This window comes from Streptacidiphilus neutrinimicus (assembly GCF_000787815.1).
Lineage (GTDB): Bacteria > Actinomycetota > Actinomycetes > Streptomycetales > Streptomycetaceae > Streptacidiphilus > Streptacidiphilus neutrinimicus.
In genome coordinates this window covers 40,733-57,581 of the sequence record NZ_BBPO01000019.1, presented here as the reverse complement: position 1 = coordinate 57,581, position 16,849 = coordinate 40,733, and the positions used below count along the sequence as shown (strand labels likewise).

General features: G+C 71.7%; 13 protein-coding genes. 9 read left to right on the top strand and 4 right to left on the bottom strand.

Annotated elements, in window-relative coordinates:
* From trpA to TR48_RS14865, 4 genes are all read left to right on the top strand, one after another.
* A partial coding sequence (trpA, locus tag TR48_RS14880; protein ID WP_042367045.1) for a tryptophan synthase subunit alpha occupies positions 1 to 634 on the top strand: 634 nt, incomplete at its 5' end.
* Positions 635 to 779: 145 nt separating this feature from the next.
* Positions 780 to 1,127 carry a hypothetical protein gene (locus tag TR48_RS14875; RefSeq protein ID WP_161789835.1) on the top strand — a complete coding sequence of 116 codons (348 nt, stop codon included), beginning with the start codon at positions 780 to 782 and terminating at the stop codon, positions 1,125 to 1,127.
* An 87-nt stretch (positions 1,128 to 1,214) separates the two neighbouring features.
* Positions 1,215 to 1,664, top strand: coding sequence for a MauE/DoxX family redox-associated membrane protein (locus tag TR48_RS14870; protein ID WP_236652155.1), 450 nt, complete (start codon positions 1,215 to 1,217; stop codon positions 1,662 to 1,664).
* A gap of 58 nt (positions 1,665 to 1,722) precedes the next feature.
* Positions 1,723 to 2,601 (top strand): DsbA family protein, encoded by an 879-nt coding sequence (locus TR48_RS14865; protein ID WP_042367041.1) that lies wholly within the window; start codon positions 1,723 to 1,725, stop codon positions 2,599 to 2,601.
* Between the two features lie 42 nt (positions 2,602 to 2,643).
* On the opposite strand, the gene TR48_RS14860 is transcribed toward TR48_RS14865, so the two are convergent.
* A complete protein-coding gene (locus TR48_RS14860; protein WP_042367039.1) occupies positions 2,644 to 3,288 on the bottom strand; it encodes a response regulator transcription factor in 645 nt (214 codons plus the stop codon).
* On the bottom strand, positions 3,285 to 4,613 hold the full coding sequence (locus TR48_RS14855; protein ID WP_063770992.1) for a sensor histidine kinase: 1,329 nt from the start codon (positions 4,611 to 4,613) through the stop codon (positions 3,285 to 3,287). Before TR48_RS14855 ends, TR48_RS14860 begins: the two co-directional genes overlap by 4 nt.
* A 195-nt stretch (positions 4,614 to 4,808) precedes the next feature.
* On the opposite strand from TR48_RS14855, the gene TR48_RS14850 reads away from it, so the two are divergent.
* From TR48_RS14850 to TR48_RS14830, 5 genes are all read left to right on the top strand, one after another.
* Positions 4,809 to 5,882 (top strand): ABC transporter permease, encoded by a 1,074-nt coding sequence (locus TR48_RS14850; RefSeq protein ID WP_042367037.1) that lies wholly within the window; start codon positions 4,809 to 4,811, stop codon positions 5,880 to 5,882.
* Complete coding sequence (locus tag TR48_RS14845; RefSeq protein WP_042367035.1) at positions 5,879 to 6,562, top strand: ABC transporter ATP-binding protein; 684 nt, start codon at positions 5,879 to 5,881, stop codon at positions 6,560 to 6,562. Before TR48_RS14850 ends, TR48_RS14845 begins: the two co-directional genes overlap by 4 nt.
* Before the next feature lie 128 nt (positions 6,563 to 6,690).
* The gene (locus tag TR48_RS14840) at positions 6,691 to 7,413 is read left to right on the top strand and encodes a VIT1/CCC1 transporter family protein (RefSeq protein WP_042367155.1); all 723 of its coding nucleotides are present in this window, start codon (positions 6,691 to 6,693) and stop codon (positions 7,411 to 7,413) included.
* A gap of 416 nt (positions 7,414 to 7,829) precedes the next feature.
* Entirely contained in the window at positions 7,830 to 12,344 is a 4,515-nt protein-coding gene (gltB, locus tag TR48_RS14835; RefSeq protein ID WP_042367153.1) for a glutamate synthase large subunit, read from the top strand.
* Positions 12,337 to 13,800, top strand: a complete 1,464-nt coding sequence (locus TR48_RS14830; protein ID WP_042367033.1) for a glutamate synthase subunit beta — start codon at positions 12,337 to 12,339, stop codon at positions 13,798 to 13,800. The genes gltB and TR48_RS14830 overlap by 8 nt, the downstream gene beginning before the upstream one ends.
* 166 nt (positions 13,801 to 13,966) lie before the next feature.
* Here the strand turns inward: TR48_RS14830 and TR48_RS14825 are convergent, their stop codons facing one another.
* Positions 13,967 to 14,881: a hypothetical protein gene (locus TR48_RS14825; protein ID WP_042367031.1), complete on the bottom strand. Its 915-nt coding sequence runs from the start codon at positions 14,879 to 14,881 to the stop codon at positions 13,967 to 13,969.
* Positions 14,882 to 14,978: 97 nt separating this feature from the next.
* Entirely contained in the window at positions 14,979 to 16,832 is a 1,854-nt protein-coding gene (locus TR48_RS14820; protein ID WP_042367029.1) for a phospholipase C, read from the bottom strand.
* Positions 16,833 to 16,849: the final 17 nt, after the last annotated feature.

The window sequence follows — 16,849 nt, the reverse complement described above, 5'->3', positions numbered from 1 at the left end:
GGTGCTGGACGGCGCGACCATCCAGACCGCTGACGACATCGCGCTGCGCGGGGGCGTGCGGACGAAGGACGTGCTGGAGACGATCCGCACCGTCACCGCCGCCAACCCGACCGTCCCGGTGCTGTGCATGACGTACTGGAACCCGGTCGACCGGTACGGCCAGGCGCGCTTCGCCGCGGACCTGGCGGCGGCCGGCGGCGCGGGCTGCATCCTGCCGGACCTGCCGGTCGAGGAGGCCGACGAGTGGCTCGCGGCCGCCGCCGAGCAGGGGCTGGCGACGGTCTTCGTGGTGGCGCCCTCCAGCCGTGACGAGCGGCTTGCGGTCATCACCGCCAAGGGCACCGGCTTCGTCTACGCGGCCGCCGTCATGGGCGTGACGGGCACCCGCGCCCAGGTCGGCGACATGGCCGAGGACCTGGTCGCCCGCACCCGGGCCACGACCGAGCTGCCCGTCTGCGTGGGCCTCGGCGTCTCCAACGCCGCGCAGGCGGCGGAGGTGGCCGCCTTCGCGGACGGCGTCATCGTCGGTTCGGCCTTCGTGCAGCGGATCCTGGACGCGGCCACGCCGGAGGCGGGCTACGGGGCGGTCCGCGAGCTGACCGCGGAGCTGGCCCAGGGCGTGCGCAAGCGCTGACGGGCGGTCAGGCCAGTCGGGCGAAAGCCGACACGGCAGGCACGGCGGACGCCTGGTGAGGGGGCGCGGACTTCGGTCCGCGCCCCCTCCGTGTTGCCGCGTGCGCCGCAGCCTGATCGCCCGTCATCAGGCGCTCGTCCACTGGATGATCGAGCCTTCACTCCACGAACGTCTGCCCGGTTCCAGTGCTGTGGCCGCCGCCGTCGCGGCGCGCGTCGCGCTCGTCCACGGGGGATTCCCGCTGTTCCACGCCCTGCTCCTGGCCAGCCGGGGCCACGAGGACGCGGACGGGTTCATCGCCGACCGGCTGCCGGCCGTGGCCGTGCACGTGCCGGGGCTGCGGTCGACGGCGTTCGACTCCGAGGCGCGCACGCTCTACTGGGAACCGTGGGTCGACGGGCGACGAAGTCGACCCGGGGCGCACCCGGAGCTGCTCGACGACCCGTCCGCGCTCCAGCGCTATGTGGAGAATGCTGCGAATTGCGGAGAATGACGCATGTCCGTTAAGGAACACAAGGCAGGATTGCTCCCAATTGACCGGGCCGGGCGAGGGTTGCCCGGGTCGGGGAGGGGGAGCGCCGTGACGGCCTGGATCGGCACGGCCGTGCGCATCGCCCTGGCGATCGTGTGGGCCTGGGCGGGGCTCGCGAAGATCTCCGATCCCCAGGCCGCGGCACAGGCCGTGCGGGTCTACCGGATCCTGCCCGAGGCGCTGGTGAAGCCGTTCGGCTATGGTCTGCCGTTCCTCGAGCTCGCGCTCGCGCTTCTGCTCCTGGTCGGCCTGGGGACGCGGATCGCCGCCGTCCTCTCGGGGGTGCTGCTGCTGGTCTACATCGCCTCGATCGCCTCGGTCTGGGCCCGCGGGATCTCCATCGACTGCGGCTGCTTCGGCGGCGGCGGCGCGGTGGCGGCCTCGCGGACCCAGTACTGGCAGGAGATCCTCCGTGACTGCGGCTTCCTGTTGTTGACGGGCTGGCTGATCTGGCGCCCGAAGACGCGGTTGTCGCTCGACGGCTGGCTGGCCGCGTGACGCGGCGGTCAGCGCCGACCCCGACTCAAGTCAACAGTCCGACAGAACAGAAGATCTGATGAGCACTAAGAACGAGGTCGGCAAGCGCAGCGCGCGCGAGCGCATGCAGGAGGAACGCGCCAAGGAGGAGGCCGCGGCCCGCAAGAAGCGCCAACTCACCGTCATCGTCGTCACACTGGTCGTCATCGCGGCAGCGGTGGTGATCGGCATCGTGGTGCAGAACGGCCGCTCCAGCAGCTACAGCGCCGCCACGGACGCGCCCGGCGGAACCGTCGGCACCACCAGGCTGCTGATCCCCGTCGGCGGGACGGCCGCGCCCAGCACGGTCACCATCTACGAGGACCCGCGCTGCCCCGCCTGCGACCAGTTCGAGACGGGCATGAAGACCACGATCAACCAGCTGCTGGCCCAGGGCAAGATCCAGATCCAGTACCACATCGCCTCGTTCATCGACCGCCACGACAGCGGCAAGGGGTCGAAGAACGCCGCGAACGCGCTGGCCTGTGCCCAGAACGTCGGCCGCTTCCACGACTACCACGACGTCCTCTACGCCAACCAGCCGCAGGAGACGGACGACGCCTGGGCGGACAAGTCCATCCTGATCAGCCTGGCCAAGCAGGTGCCCGGCCTGGACTCGCCGAGCTTCGAGGCCTGCGTCAACAACAACACCTACGGCAGCTGGGTGACGGCGGTGCAGTCGGACTTCGACAAGTCGGGCTACAACTCGACGCCGACGGTGCTGCTCAACGGCACCCCGGCGTACCCGACCTACAACAGCCAGGACATCTCGCCGGCCAACTTCACCACCTGGGTGGACAACGCCAACAAGGGCAAGCCGCTCGCGACCATGCCCTCGGCCAGCGCCGAGGCCCTGGCCTCGCCGACCGCCCACAACAACCCGCCCGCGTCGGGGGCCGCGAGCGCCGGCCACTCCTGATCCGAAGCGTGTCCCCCGGGGCTGATCCGGCCGCCCGGTCGACTACCGGGCCCGGATCAGCCCCGTCTGCATGGCCGCGGCCACCGCGGAGGTGCGGCTGTCGACGCCCAACTTGTCGTAGATGTGCACGAGGTGGGTCTTCACCGTGGCCTCGCTGATGAACAGGCGCTTGGAGATCTGCCGGTTGGGCAGGCCCTCGGCCAGCAGCTCCAGGATCTCCAGCTCGCGCGGTGACAGCACCGGCCGCCCGGGCCGGGAGCGGCCCAGCAGCCGGGCCGCGACCGGCGGCGCCAGCACCGTGTCGCCCTTGGCAGCGGCGCGGATCGCCGAGGCGAGCTCCTCCGGCGGGGCGTCCTTGAGCAGGTAACCCGTCGCGCCGGCCTCGACGGCGGAGAGGATGTCCGCGTCGGTGCTGTAGGTGGTGAGGATCAGCACCGCCGGAGCGTCGGGCAGCGCGGTGATCCGGCGGGTGGCCTCCACGCCGTGCATGCCGGAGCCCATCTGCAGGTCCATCAGCACCACGTCGGGGCGGGGGCTGCCCTCGGCCGCGCGCCGCTCCAGCAGCCGCAGCGCCTCGGCGCCGTCGGCGGCCTCCCCGACCGGCTGCAGCTCGGGCAGCTCCTCGAGCAGGGCGCGCAGGCCGCGCCGGACCACGGGGTGGTCGTCGACCAGGACGACGGTGATCACGAGGCGCGCTCCACGGGGTGGGGCCGGGCGGGCGCGGGCGCGGCCGCCGGTGTGGTCGGGGCCTGGGCAGAGGCGGCGGCCCGCACCGGGGGAGCCGCCTGCGCCGAGGGAGCGGCCTGCGCGGGGGGAGTGCTCTGGGTCGGAGCGGCGGCCGGGGCCGACGGGCCGTGCAGCGGGATGGCGGCGGCGACGGCTGTGCCCTCGCCCGGAGCGGACTCGATGGTGAGCGTGCCGCCGAGCTCGGCGATCCGCTCCCGCATGCCGTGCAGGCCGAAGCGCGGCCCGCCGGACGGGCCCCCGGCGCCGGCGATGCCCGCGGCCCCCGCGGGCGCGTCGGGGGCGAAGCCCACGCCGTCGTCGAAGACGTCGAGCGTCACCTGGTCGTCGAGGTAGGCGAGGGTGACCGCGGCCCGCTGGGCTCGGGCGTGGCGCTGGACGTTCGCCAGCGCCTCCTGGGTCAGGCGCAGCAGGGCCACCTCGGCCTCCACCGGCAGCGGACAGGGCTCCCCGTCGAGGTGGAAGGCGACCTGCGGGACAGGCCCGCAGCCGGCGGTGACCCGGCGCAGCGCCTCGGGCAGCGTGGCGTCCTGGAGCGACGGCGGCGTCAGCGCGGCGACGAAGCGGCGCGCCTCGGTCAGGTTCTCCCCGGCGGTGGCGCCGATCTCGCGCACCCGCTCGGCCGCGGCGTCCGCCCCCGCGGGCAGCGCCGACTCCGCCGAGCGGGCCAGCAGCACGATCGAGGAGAGCCCCTGGGCGAGCGTGTCGTGGATCTCCCGGGCCAGCCGGGCGCGCTCCGCGAGGCGACCGGCCTCGCGCTGCGACTCGGCCAGCTCGTCCCGGGTGCGGACCAGGTCGTCGATCAGGGCCTGGCGACGGCGGCTCTCGCGGTACAGGCCGGCGTAGCCGTAGGCCGTGAGCACCGCCACCGCGGCGCCCGCGCACGGCCCTATCACCTTGGCCGCCGTCAGCCCGCCGGAGGTGGTGGACTGCGCCGCGACGACGACGCCCGTCAGCAGCGCGACCGAGGGCAGCGACCAGCGCGGCGGCAGCAGGTGCAGGTAGAGGAAGTAGAGCGGGAAGGCCACGTAGCCGGCGCCCGGGGACTCGGCCGCCAGGGCCACCCACAGGACGGTGACGGCCGCCAGCCAGAGCAGGCCGTCCCGCCGAGTGGCCTCCGGCCGGGCGAAGAAGCCGCCGAAGGCGTACGTGGCGCCCAGCGCCGCGCAGAGCACCCAGGACGTGACGCCGCCGCCCACGCAGCCGATGACCAGCAGGACGTAGAACATGGCGTGCAGCGCGACCCGCATGACCCGGAGCGCGGGCATCCGCGCCGGGTCGTGCTGTGCGGGGAGAGTGCTGGTCACGGCATCGACCCTACGTCCCGGCGCCGAGGTCCGGCGCCGTCGGGCCATCAACCTTTCGGTTGATTCGGAACCCATCCTCTCCCTGATGGAACACCCTCTTCCGCGGACGAGTGTGGAGGACGACAGATCGTCCGACCGCCTCCGAGGAGTCCCCACGTGTTCGTCGCCCTGCGTGACATCCGCTTCGCCAAAGGGCGCTTCGCCCTGATGGGCGCGGTCGTCACGCTCATCACCACGCTCGTGGTCTTCCTCTACGGCCTCACCGGCGGTCTCGCCTCGGCCGCCTCCTCCTCGATCGCGCAGCTGCCGGCGAAGGACATCGTCTTCGGCGCGCCACAGGGCGCCGCTCCCGAGGTGTCGTTCAGCAACAGCGGGATCGCCCCCCAGCAGGAGCAGGCCTTCGCCGCCGCGCCCGGCATAGGCAAGGTCGAGCCCTTCGGCGTGGCCATGTCCCGGCTCACCGGCGGCAGCGGCGCCATCTCGGTCAGCGTGTTCGGCGCGCCCGCGGATCTGCTGCCGCCCGTCGTCTCGGGCACCGCCCCGCAGCCCGGGCAGGTCGCGGTCGGCCAGAAGGTCGCGGACGACAGCGGGCTGCACGTCGGGGACAAGGTGTCCGTGGGCGGCCGGACGCTGACCGTCTCGGCGATCACCGCGGACCGCTCCTACGCCCACGCGCCCAGCGTCTGGACCACCCCCGACACCTGGTCCCTGGCCACCGGCGCCAAGCAGCCGGGCGCCCTTGCGGTCGACCCGGGTTCCGCCGACCTCGCCGCGCTGGACAAGGCCCAGAACACCGAGACGGTCTCCCGTGACGCGGCCCTCGCCGGCATCGACGGGTACTCAGCCGAACAGGGCAGCCTGCAGATGATCCAGGGCTTCCTCTTCGCCGTCAGCGCGCTCGTCGTCGGGGCGTTCTTCACGGTGTGGACGGTGCAGCGCAAGGCGGACATCGCGGTGCTCAAGGCGGTCGGCGCGTCCAGCGGCTACCTGATCCGCGACGCGCTGGCCCAGGCCGTGGCCATGCTGGCGGCGGGAGCGCTGTCCGGCGCCCTGATCGGCCTCGCGGGCGGAGCGGTGCTCGGCGGCAGCGGCATGCCGTTCACCCTCGGCGCGGCGACGGTCGCCGTCCCCGTCGTCGTCATGGTCCTGCTGGGCCTCGGCGGCGCGGCCCTCGCCGTGCGCCGCATCACCTCCGTCGACCCGCTGACCGCGCTGGGAGCCAACCGATGAGCCTCGTCCTCTCCGACATCGTCCTCACCTACCCCGACGGGGACCGGCGCCTGACCGCGCTGGACGGCGTCACCCTCGAGGTCGCCCCCGGCGAGTTCACCGCCGTGGTCGGCCCCTCCGGCTCCGGGAAGTCCAGCCTGCTGGCCGTCGCCGCCACCCTGCTGACCCCGGACTCGGGCCGCGTCCTGATCGGCGGCCAGGACGCCGCCACGCTGAACGACAAGCAGCGCACCGCGCTGCGGCGGGACGGGATCGGGATCGTCTTCCAACAGTCCAACCTGCTGGCCTCGCTCACGGCGGTGGAGCAGCTCCAGGCCGTCGCCCACCTGCGCGGCGAGAAGCCGCGCGCCGTGGCCGCCCGGGCCGAGAGCCTGCTCGCCTCCGTCGGGATCGGCGACGGCAAGCAGCACCGCCGCCCGCACCAGCTGTCCGGGGGCGAACGCCAGCGGGTCAACATCGCGCGGGCGCTGTTCGCCGAGCCGTCGGTGCTGCTGGTCGACGAGCCCACCTCCGCCCTCGACCACGAACGCGGCGAGCAGATCGTCGGCCTGCTGGCGCGGATCACCCGCGAGCACGGCACGGCGACGGTGATGGTCACCCACGACAAGGCCCAGCTCGCGACGGCGGACCGGGTGCTGGAGATGGTCGACGGGCGGCTCGGCGAGGCGGTCGCCGCGTAGCGGCCCCGGAGCGCCCCCTTAGGCAAGGGATGCCTAACTTCGCAGGTCAGCGCACTGGTAAGGCAGTCCTGCCTTGCTGGAAACAAATCTCCGGAAGCGTTAGCTTCCTGGGCGTGACCACGATGACGATGAGCGCCCAGGACATAGCCGAGACCGCCGAGGCCTACAAGCACGACCACCGCGACGTGAACGGCGGTTGGCTCCGCCCGGCGGTCTTCGGAGCGATGGACGGCCTGGTGTCCAACTTCGCGCTCATGTCCGGCGTCGTCGGCGGCAGCGCGAACCACAACGTGATCGTGCTGACGGGCCTCGCGGGGCTTGCGGCGGGCGCGTTCTCCATGGCTGCGGGGGAGTACACCTCGGTCGCCTCGCAGGGCGAGATGGTCCAGGCCGAGCTGGCGCTGGAGCGGCGTGAGCTCGAGCGCAACCCGCAGGAGGAGCTGGCCGAGCTGGCCCAGCTGTACGTCGAGCGCGGCGTCGAGCCGAAGCTGGCCTTCGAGGTCGCCCAGCAGCTGAGCGCGGACCCGGAGCGCGCCCTCGAGGTGCACGCCCGCGAGGAGCTGGGCATCGACCCGGACGACCTGCCGTCCCCGCTCGTCGCGGCGGTCTCCTCCTTCACCGCCTTCGCGCTCGGCGCGCTGCTCCCGCTGCTGCCCTACCTGCTCGGCGCGACCTCCCTGCTCCCGGCGGTGGGCATCGCGGCGGTGGGCCTCTTCGCGGCCGGCGCGGTGGTCAGCAAGGTGACGGCGCGCAGCTGGTGGTTCTCCGGTCTGCGTCAGCTGCTGCTGGGCGGCGCCGCGGCGGGTGTGACTTTCCTGCTCGGCCACCTGATCGGCGGTCACATCGGCTGACTACCGCATGCGCCTGACCAGGCACGAGGTGGTGTTACTCACACAGTGCAATTGCATGAACCCCCTGTTTCGCGAGCGCGGCGATCGGGCAGACTTGCGAGGACGTCCGAATACCCCAGACACCGGGGTAGAGGCGGACTCACCTCCCACGGGATGTCCTTCACTACGGCCTCCACCCAGGCCGCACGCAGCTGGCTCGTCCACATGATGGACTGAAAAATCCACTGAGTGGAACTCGGGGCATCATGTAACCTGCACGACACGCAATCGCTAAGGGCCAGCGTCGTCCCGGATGCGCATGTGAATTGACCTCCATGCCGATCACGACGACGGGAGAGCCAATGCTGCCTGCGTCTGCGTACCCCGCCCCGCGGCCTTATGCCGCCCTGGCGGACGCACGCCCCGCCAAGCAGGGCCTGTACGACCCCAGCAACGAACACGACGCCTGCGGCGTCGGCTTCGTCGCCTCGCTCAGCGGAGTCGCTGAGCACCGAATCATCGAGCAGGCGCTCACCGTTCTGCGCAACCTGGAGCACCGCGGAGCCACCGGCTCCGAACCGGACTCGGGTGACGGTGCCGGCATTCTGACTCAGATCCCGCACGCCTTCCTGGCGGCCAAGGCCGCCGAGGCCGGCTTCGAGCTGCCCGAGCAGGGCCGCTACGCCGTCGGCATCGCGTTCCTGCCGGACGACGACGCGGCCGACGCCGTCGCCGTCTCGTCCATCGAGACGATCGCCGGCGAGGAGGGCCTGACGGTCCTCGGCTGGCGCGACGTCCCGGTCACGCCCGACCTGCTGGGCGCCACCGCGCGCTCCGTCATGCCGCGATTCCGTCAGCTCTTCGTCGCCGACGCCGAGGGGCAGAAGGCCGGCCTGGAGCTCGACCGGATCGCCTTCGTCGTGCGCAAGCGCGCCGAGCGGGAGAGCGGGATCTACTTCCCCTCCCTCTCCGCGCGCACCATCGTCTACAAGGGCATGCTCACCACCGGGCAGCTGGAGCCGTTCTTCCCGGACCTCTCGGACCGGTCCTTCGCCTCCGCGCTCTGCCTGGTGCACAGCCGCTTCAGCACCAACACCTTCCCGAGCTGGCCGCTGGCGCACCCCTACCGCTTCGTCGCCCACAACGGTGAGATCAACACCGTCAAGGGCAACCGCAACTGGATGACGGCCCGCGAGTCCCAGCTGGCGACCGACCTCATCCCGGGCGACCTGAACCGGATCTTCCCGATCTGCACCCCGGACCACTCCGACACCGCCTCCTTCGACGAGGTGCTGGAGCTGCTCCACCTGGGCGGCCGCTCGCTGCCGCACGCGGTGCTGATGATGATCCCGGAGGCGTGGGAGAACCACGCCACCATGGACCCGGCCCGCCGCGCCTTCTACCAGTTCCACTCGAACCTGATCGAGCCCTGGGACGGTCCGGCCTGCGTGACCTTCACCGACGGCACCAAGATCGGCGCCGTGCTCGACCGGAACGGCCTGCGTCCGGCCCGCTACTGGGTCACCGTCGACGGCCTGGTCGTGCTCGCCTCCGAGGTCGGCGTCCTCGACATCCCGCAGGACCAGGTCGTCCGCAAGGGCCGCCTGCAGCCGGGCCGGATGTTCCTGGTGGACACCGTCGAGGGCCGCATCGTCGACGACGAGGAGATCAAGTCCGCGCTGGCCGCCGAGAACCCCTACGGGGAGTGGCTGCACGCCGGTTCGATCAAGCTCGACGCGCTGCCCGAGCGTGAGCACATCGCGCACACCCACGCGTCGGTGACCCGCCGTCAGCAGACCTTCGGCTACACCGAGGAGGAGCTGCGCGTCCTGCTGGCCCCGATGGCCAAGAGCGGCGCCGAGGCGCTCGGCTCCATGGGCACCGACTCGCCCATCGCGGCGCTGAGCTCAAAGCCGCGGCTGCTCTTCGACTACTTCACCCAGCTCTTCGCGCAGGTCACCAACCCGCCGCTGGACGCCATCCGCGAGGAGCTGGTCACCTCGCTCGGCTCCAACCTGGGCCCCGAGGGCAACCTGCTGCACGCCGAGGCAGCCTCCTGCCGCTCCGTCGTGGTGCCCTTCCCGGTCATCGACAACGACGAGCTGGCCAAGCTGATCCACATCAACGCGGACGGCGACCTGCCGGGCCTGAAGGCGGTCACGCTCTCCGGCCTCTACAAGGTCTCCGGCGGCGGCGCGGCCCTGGCCGCCCGGCTCACGGAGATAGCGGCCGAGGCCGACGCGGCGATCGCCGACGGCGCCCGCCTGGTCGTGCTCTCCGACCGCCACTCCGACGCCGAGCACGCGCCGATCCCGTCGCTGCTCCTCACCTCCGCGATCCACCACCACCTCATCCGCACCAAGCAGCGGACCCACGTCGGCCTGATCGTCGAGGCCGGAGACGTGCGCGAGGTGCACCACGTCGCGCTGCTGATCGGCTACGGCGCGGGAGCGGTCAACCCCTACCTGGCCATGGAGTCCGTCGAGGACCTGGTCGCACAGGGCACCTTCATCACCGGCATCGAGCCGGAGAAGGCGATCCGCAACCTGATCAAGGCGCTGGGCAAGGGCGTGCTGAAGGTGATGTCCAAGATGGGCATCTCCACCGTCGCCTCCTACCGCGGTGCCCAGGTCTTCGAGGCCATCGGCCTCTCCCAGGAGCTGGTGGACACCTACTTCGCGGGGACCACCACCAAGCTCGGCGGCATCACCATCGAGGAGATCGCCAAGGAGACCGCCGCCCGTCACGCCCAGGCCTACCCGGCCTCCGGCATCTCCCCGGCGCACCGCCGCCTGGAGATCGGCGGCGAGTACCAGTGGCGCCGCGAGGGCGAGCCGCATCTGTTCGACCCGGAGACCGTCTTCCGGCTCCAGCACGCGACCCGCACCAAGCGCTACGACATCTTCAAGCAGTACACCTCGCGCGTGAACGAGCAGTCCGAGCGTCTGATGACGCTGCGCGGGCTCTTCAGGTTCAAGCCGGGCGAGGACCGCGGGCCGATCCCGATCGAGGAGGTCGAGCCGGCCAGCGAGATCGTCAAGCGCTTCTCGACCGGCGCGATGTCCTACGGGTCCATCTCGCTGGAGGCCCACGAGACGCTCGCCATCGCGATGAACCAGCTCGGCGGCAAGTCCAACACCGGTGAGGGCGGCGAGGACCCGGACCGTCTCTACGACCCGGCACGCCGTTCCGCGATCAAGCAGGTCGCCTCCGGCCGCTTCGGCGTCACCTCCGAGTACCTGGTCAACGCGGACGACATCCAGATCAAGATGGCCCAGGGCGCCAAGCCCGGCGAGGGCGGCCAACTGCCCGGCCACAAGGTCTACCCGTGGGTGGCCAAGACCCGGCACTCGACCCCGGGCGTCGGCCTGATCTCCCCGCCGCCGCACCACGACATCTACTCCATCGAGGACCTCGCCCAGCTCATCCACGACCTGAAGAACGCCAACCCGGTCGCCCGCATCCACGTGAAGCTGGTCTCCGAGGTCGGCGTCGGCACGGTCGCGGCGGGCGTCAGCAAGGCCCACGCGGACGTGGTGCTGGTCTCCGGCCACGACGGCGGAACGGGCGCCAGCCCGCTCACCTCCCTCAAGCACGCCGGCGGTCCGTGGGAGCTCGGCCTCGCCGAGACCCAGCAGACGCTGCTGCTCAACGGCCTGCGCGACCGCATCGTCGTGCAGACCGACGGTCAGCTGAAGACGGGCCGTGACGTGGTCATCGCCGCGCTGCTCGGCGCCGAGGAGTTCGGCTTCGCCACCGCCCCGCTGGTGGTCTCCGGCTGCATCATGATGCGCGTCTGCCACCTGGACACCTGCCCGGTCGGCGTCGCCACCCAGAACCCGGTGCTGCGCGAGCGCTTCAGCGGCAAGCCGGAGTTCGTGGTGAACTTCTTCGAGTTCATCGCCGAGGAGGTCCGCGAGATCCTCGCCGAGCTGGGCTTCCGCTCGATCGAGGAGGCCGTCGGGCACGCCGAGTTCATCGACGCGACCGAGGCGATCGACCACTGGAAGGCCAGCGGCCTGGACATCGCCCCGCTGCTGCACGTCCCGGAGACCGGCTCGGCGCTGCACCAGACCACCCAGCAGGACCACGGTCTGGACAAGGCCCTCGACAACCAGCTCATCGAACTGGCCGAGGACGCCCTGGAGCGCGGCAACGCGGTCCGGATCCAGCTGCCGGTGCGCAACGTCAACCGGACCGTCGGCACCATGCTCGGCTACGAGGTGACCAAGCGTTACCGCGGCGAGGGCCTGCCCGAGGGCACCATCGACGTCACCCTGACCGGCTCCGCCGGCCAGTCGCTGGGCGCCTTCGTGCCGCGCGGCATCACCATCCGCCTCGAGGGCGACGCCAACGACTACGTCGGCAAGGGCCTCTCCGGCGGTGTCGTGATCGTCCGCCCGTCCCGCGAGGCGTCCGCGATCGGCGCCGACGCGCAGAACCACGTGATCGCCGGCAACACCGTCGGCTACGGCGCCACCCAGGGCCGGATCCACCTGCGCGGCAAGGCCGGTGAGCGCTTCGCGGTCCGCAACTCGGGCGCCACCCTGGTCGTCGAGGGCGTGGGCGACCACGGCATGGAGTACATGACCGGCGGCCGCGTCGTCATCCTCGGCGAGACGGGCCGCAACCTCGCAGCCGGCATGTCGGGCGGCATCGGCTTCGTGCTCGACCTGCGTCCGGCCAACGTCAACGGCGGCATGGTCGGCATCGAGGCGCCCGACGCGGGCGACCGCGAGTGGCTGCGCGAGACCGTCCAGCAGCACTACGAGGAGACCGGCTCCACGGTCGCGGCCGAGCTCCTCGCGGACTGGGGCAGCGGCGTCTCCCGCTTCTCCAAGATCATGCCCACCGACTACAAGGCCGTGCTCGCCGCCAAGGACGCCGCCGAGCGAGACGGGCTCTCCGAGTCCGAGACCACCCGGAAGATGATGGAGGCGGCTAATGGCTGACCCGAAGGGCTTCCTCACCACGCCCAAGCAGCTCGCCGAGCGCCGTCCGGTCGCCGACCGCGTCCGTGACTGGAACGAGGTCTACGTCGAGCGGTCGCTGCTGCCCATCATCAGCAAGCAGGCCGGCCGCTGCATGGACTGCGGCATCCCGTTCTGCCACAACGGCTGCCCGCTGGGGAACCTCATCCCCGAGTGGAACGAGCTGGCCTGGCGCGACGACTGGAAGGGCGCCAGCGAGCGCCTGCACGCGACCAACAACTTCCCGGAGTTCACCGGTCGCCTCTGCCCGGCCCCGTGCGAGTCGGCCTGCGTCCTCGGCATCAACCAGGACCCGGTGACCATCAAGAACGTCGAGGTCACCATCATCGACAAGGCCTGGGACAACGGCAGCGTCACGCCGCAGGTCCCGGACCGCCTCTCCGGCAAGACCGTCGCCGTCGTCGGCTCGGGCCCCTCGGGCCTGGCCGTCGCCCAGCAGCTGACCCGCGCCGGGCACACGGTGGTGGTGTACGAGCGCGCCGACCGCATCGGCGGCCTGCTGCGCTACGGCATCCCCGAGTTCAAGATGGAGAAGCGCCACGTCAACCGCCGCGTCGAGCAGATGCGTGCGGAGGGCACCCGGTTCCGCACCGGCGTCGAGGTGGGCGTCGACATCACCGGCCGTCAGCTGCGCGAGCGCTTCGACGCCGTCGTGATCGCGGCCGGCGCCACCACGGCCCGTGACCTGAACGCGCCGGGCCGGGAGCTCAAGGGCATCCATCAGGCCATGGAGTACCTGCCGCTGGCCAACAAGGTGCAGGAGGGCGACTACGTCGACTCGCCGATCAGCGCCGCCGGCAAGCACGTCGTGGTCATCGGCGGCGGCGACACCGGCGCCGACTGCGTCGGCACCGCGCACCGCCAGGGCGCGGCCTCGGTCACCCAGCTGGAGATCATGCCGCGGCCGGGCGACGACCGTCCGAACAACCAGCCCTGGCCGACCATGCCGATGGTCTTCAAGGTCACTTCGGCCCACGAGGAGGGCGGTGAGCGGGTCTACTCCGTCAACACCACCCACTTCACCGGGGACGAGGAGGGCAACGTCCAGCAGCTCCACCTGGTTGAGGTAGTGTTCACCGAGGGCCGCTTCGAGCCGGTCCCCGGCACCGAGCGGGCCATTCCGGCCCAGCTGGTCACCCTGGCCATGGGCTTCACTGGCACCGACGTGAAGAACGGCCTGGTCGAGCAGCTCGGTGTGGACCTGGACGCGCGAGGCAACGTCGCCCGCGACAGTCGATTCGCCACCAACGTCGATGGCGTCTTCGTGGCCGGTGACGCCGGCCGCGGCCAGTCGCTGATCGTCTGGGCCATCGCCGAAGGCCGTTCCGCGGCCAAGGCGGTCGACTCCTACCTCTCGGGCCGCGCCTCCACGCTGCCCGCCCCGATCCGCCCGACGGACCGCCCGCTGACGGTCTGACGGGCACGTACGTCCGCGTGGCCTGCAACGGCGCCGGATCGCACGCGGCGAACCAAGAAAGCGGCACCCGCCCCCTGTCCCCGACCAAGTGCGGGGGGCTGGTGCCGTTGTTCGTTCCCGGCGAGGACCACCCCCGAGGACCACTCCGGAGGACCACTCCCGACGACTACCCCAGGGCCGCCTCGGGGTGACCGGTGGCGACATCGAGCACCGTGCGGCCGTCGAGGACGTCGCCCAGGTGCACCTGGAGCCGGACCAGGTGTTCGTCGGCCGCGCAGACCGTGCCCGGCGTTGTCGGCGCGGGCTTGTCGGTCGCGCCGATCACCACGACGTCCTTGGTCTCGTACACCAGGCCGCTCGGCGGCAGCTTGCCGCAGCCGGTGGCCGCGCCGAGGGTGAGCGTGCGGCCGTCTCCGGAGACGGAGATCAGCGACGCGCCCTGGTAGCCGGGCAGCACCGCCGGCGGGGTGGGCTCCTGGCCGGGAGCGAGGCCCAGATACGCCTCGGGCTTGACCGCCGCGTAGACGAACTCGCCCTGGTAGCCCTGGATTCTGAACGCCCAGGCGGGAACCGTCGCCTCGCCCCGGCTGGTGCGCACGCGCTCGCTGGTGGCCCGGACGGCCGTGACCGTCAGCCAGGTCGGGCAGCTCGCGGTCGGGCAGTGGCCGAGGCTCCCGGTGTGCAGGGCCTGGTCGGCGCCGAGAGCCGGCAGGGTGCGGGTGGCGCCGTGGTCGAACCGCACCGTCTGCGTGGCCGGTCCGTACGGCAGGGGGACGGTCACACGGAACTGCCCGGCCTCGTAGGCGGCCTTGTCCGCGCCCGAGTGGAAGACGCCCGCGGGCTCGTGCGTGGTCTCCTCCAGCGGCACGTAGCCGGCCTCCCACGCCTGCTGCAGGGGCGACCCGAGCCATCCGGACGCCAGCTCGCTCGCGCGCGTCTGGAAGCTCGGACCTGACGGGCTCGGTGACTGCTGGACGGACACGCCCGGAGGCGTCGCGCTCGCGCAGCCGCTGAGCGCGGCGGTGAGCAGGGCGCCGGCGAGAGCCAGGACGGGAACGGCGAGTGCACGAACAGGACGCATACCCCTGCGACGCACACGCCGCCCGACCGGTTCCCACAACAGCCGCAGGGCTGGACCCGCACTGCGGATCCAGCCCTGCGGTGTGTCCCTGTCGCCGTCAGACGGTGGCCTTGCGGCGCGCCCGGCGGGAGACCGCCCAGCCGGTGCCGAGGGCGGCGACGGCCGCCGCGCCCAGGCTGATGGAGAGCATCGTCGAGCCGTTGTCGGACGTGGCCGAGGCCGCGGCCGGGGAGGCCTGGATGGCCTCGGGGGTGTCGCTGTTGTCGTGGTGCCTGATCCGCGTCACCGAGGCGACCGAGCCGTTGCTGTTGAGCAGCACCCGGACGTCGTTCGGGCAGGTGAAGTCGAAGGCCGAGTTCAGGCGACCCGCGGTGGCGTCGAAGGAGCCGTCGCCGATGCGGCCCAGCTTCCAGTTGTCCTCGATGAAGCGGGTGATCGAGGACTGCGAGGTGAAGGTGTGCGAGACGTTGTTGGTGCGCGCGTAGGGCGAGATCACCAGCAGCGGCTGGCGCGGGCCGACGCCGCAGCGGTCGGCGTAGCCCTTCTTGGCCGCCGGGCCGGCCTGGCAGGCCGGGGAGTCGGCGGCGACGGCGCCGGACAGCGTGGAGTCCGTCGAGCCGTTGGTCGGCGCGTGGTAGACGTGGTCGTACCAGCCGTCGGAGTCGTCGTAGGCGACGACGACCGCGGTGGAGGACCACTCCGGGGAGGACTCCAGCGCGTTGATCTGCTTGACCAGGAAGTTCTGCTCGTCGATCGGGTCCGAGTAGGCGGCGTGCCCGTCCTGGTACTCGCCGGCCTTGAGGAAGCTGACGGCCGGGAGGTTGCCCGCGGCCAGCGCCGCGTCGAAGTCGGTCATGTCGTACTGGTGGTTGGCCTGACCGGCGTTGCCGATCTCCGCCTCGTTCGCCGGCGCCAGGTGGTGCGGGTTGGACGTCGACTTGTAGTACTCGAACGGGTTGTGGTGCGCGCTGTAGTCCGAGACGGTGGCGCCGCCGACGTTGGTGTGCGTGGCGCCGCAGACCGCGTAGCCGCTGGTGCCGTTGTACGCCGTGGTCGGACGGAAGCCGCCCTGGAACCAACCCCAGGTGACGTGCTTGGCGTTGAGCAGGTCGCCGACGTTCTTGCCCTGCATCTCGGCGAGCGCGTTGTTGGAGGCGTGGTTGTTGTTGGCGCAGTCGTCGTAGGCCGGGTCCGGGTCGCCGACGACCGTGCCGACGCCCTGGGCGTTGGGCGAGTGCACCGTGTAGGAGTCCGGCGTCGAGGTCTGCGTCGGGTTCGTGGTGCTGCCGTTGCCGGTCACCGAGACGACGCCGTGGGTCTGGCCGGAGACCAGGCTCAGCGCGCCGGGAGTGGACGGGCCGTAGACGTCCGAGAAGGCGTTGTCGCTCAGCGTGTAGTGCTGGGCGTAGTTCCACAGCGCGGTGACGGTGTTGCCGTCGTAGTAGTCCATGGCCAGGCCCGGCGCGCCGTACAGGCCGCCGGAGCAGGTGTCCCTGGACGTGTTCTGGACGAACTTGTCCATCTTGCCGCCGTCTTCGGCGTACTGCTCCGGCGTGTAGTTGTGGTTCTGGTCGCAGGTCAGGGCCTGCTTGCCGGAGAGGCGCTGCGGCGCGTAGAGGTTCGGGTTGCTGGTCAGCAGACCCGAGTTGACCAGGTTGTTCACCTTCTTCGGCGTGTTCTTGGCCGCGGTGAACGGGGTGCCGTCGGTGTTGGCGGCCTTCGGGTAGGTGCCGAAGTAGTGGTCGAAGGAGACGTTCTCCTGGAAGATCACCACGAGGTGCTTGATCGGCGTGGTGGTGTGCACCTTGCCGTGGCCGTGGCCGCCGTGGTCAGCAGAGGCCGCCCAGGCCGGCGCGGTGCCCGCGGCGACCGTCAGTGCCGCCGCGCCCGCGAGCGCCGCGAAGCGCCGACCCCGGCGCGTGCTCTTCGCCCTATCCGTGTTGCCGCTCATCCAGCATCCCCTCCGGT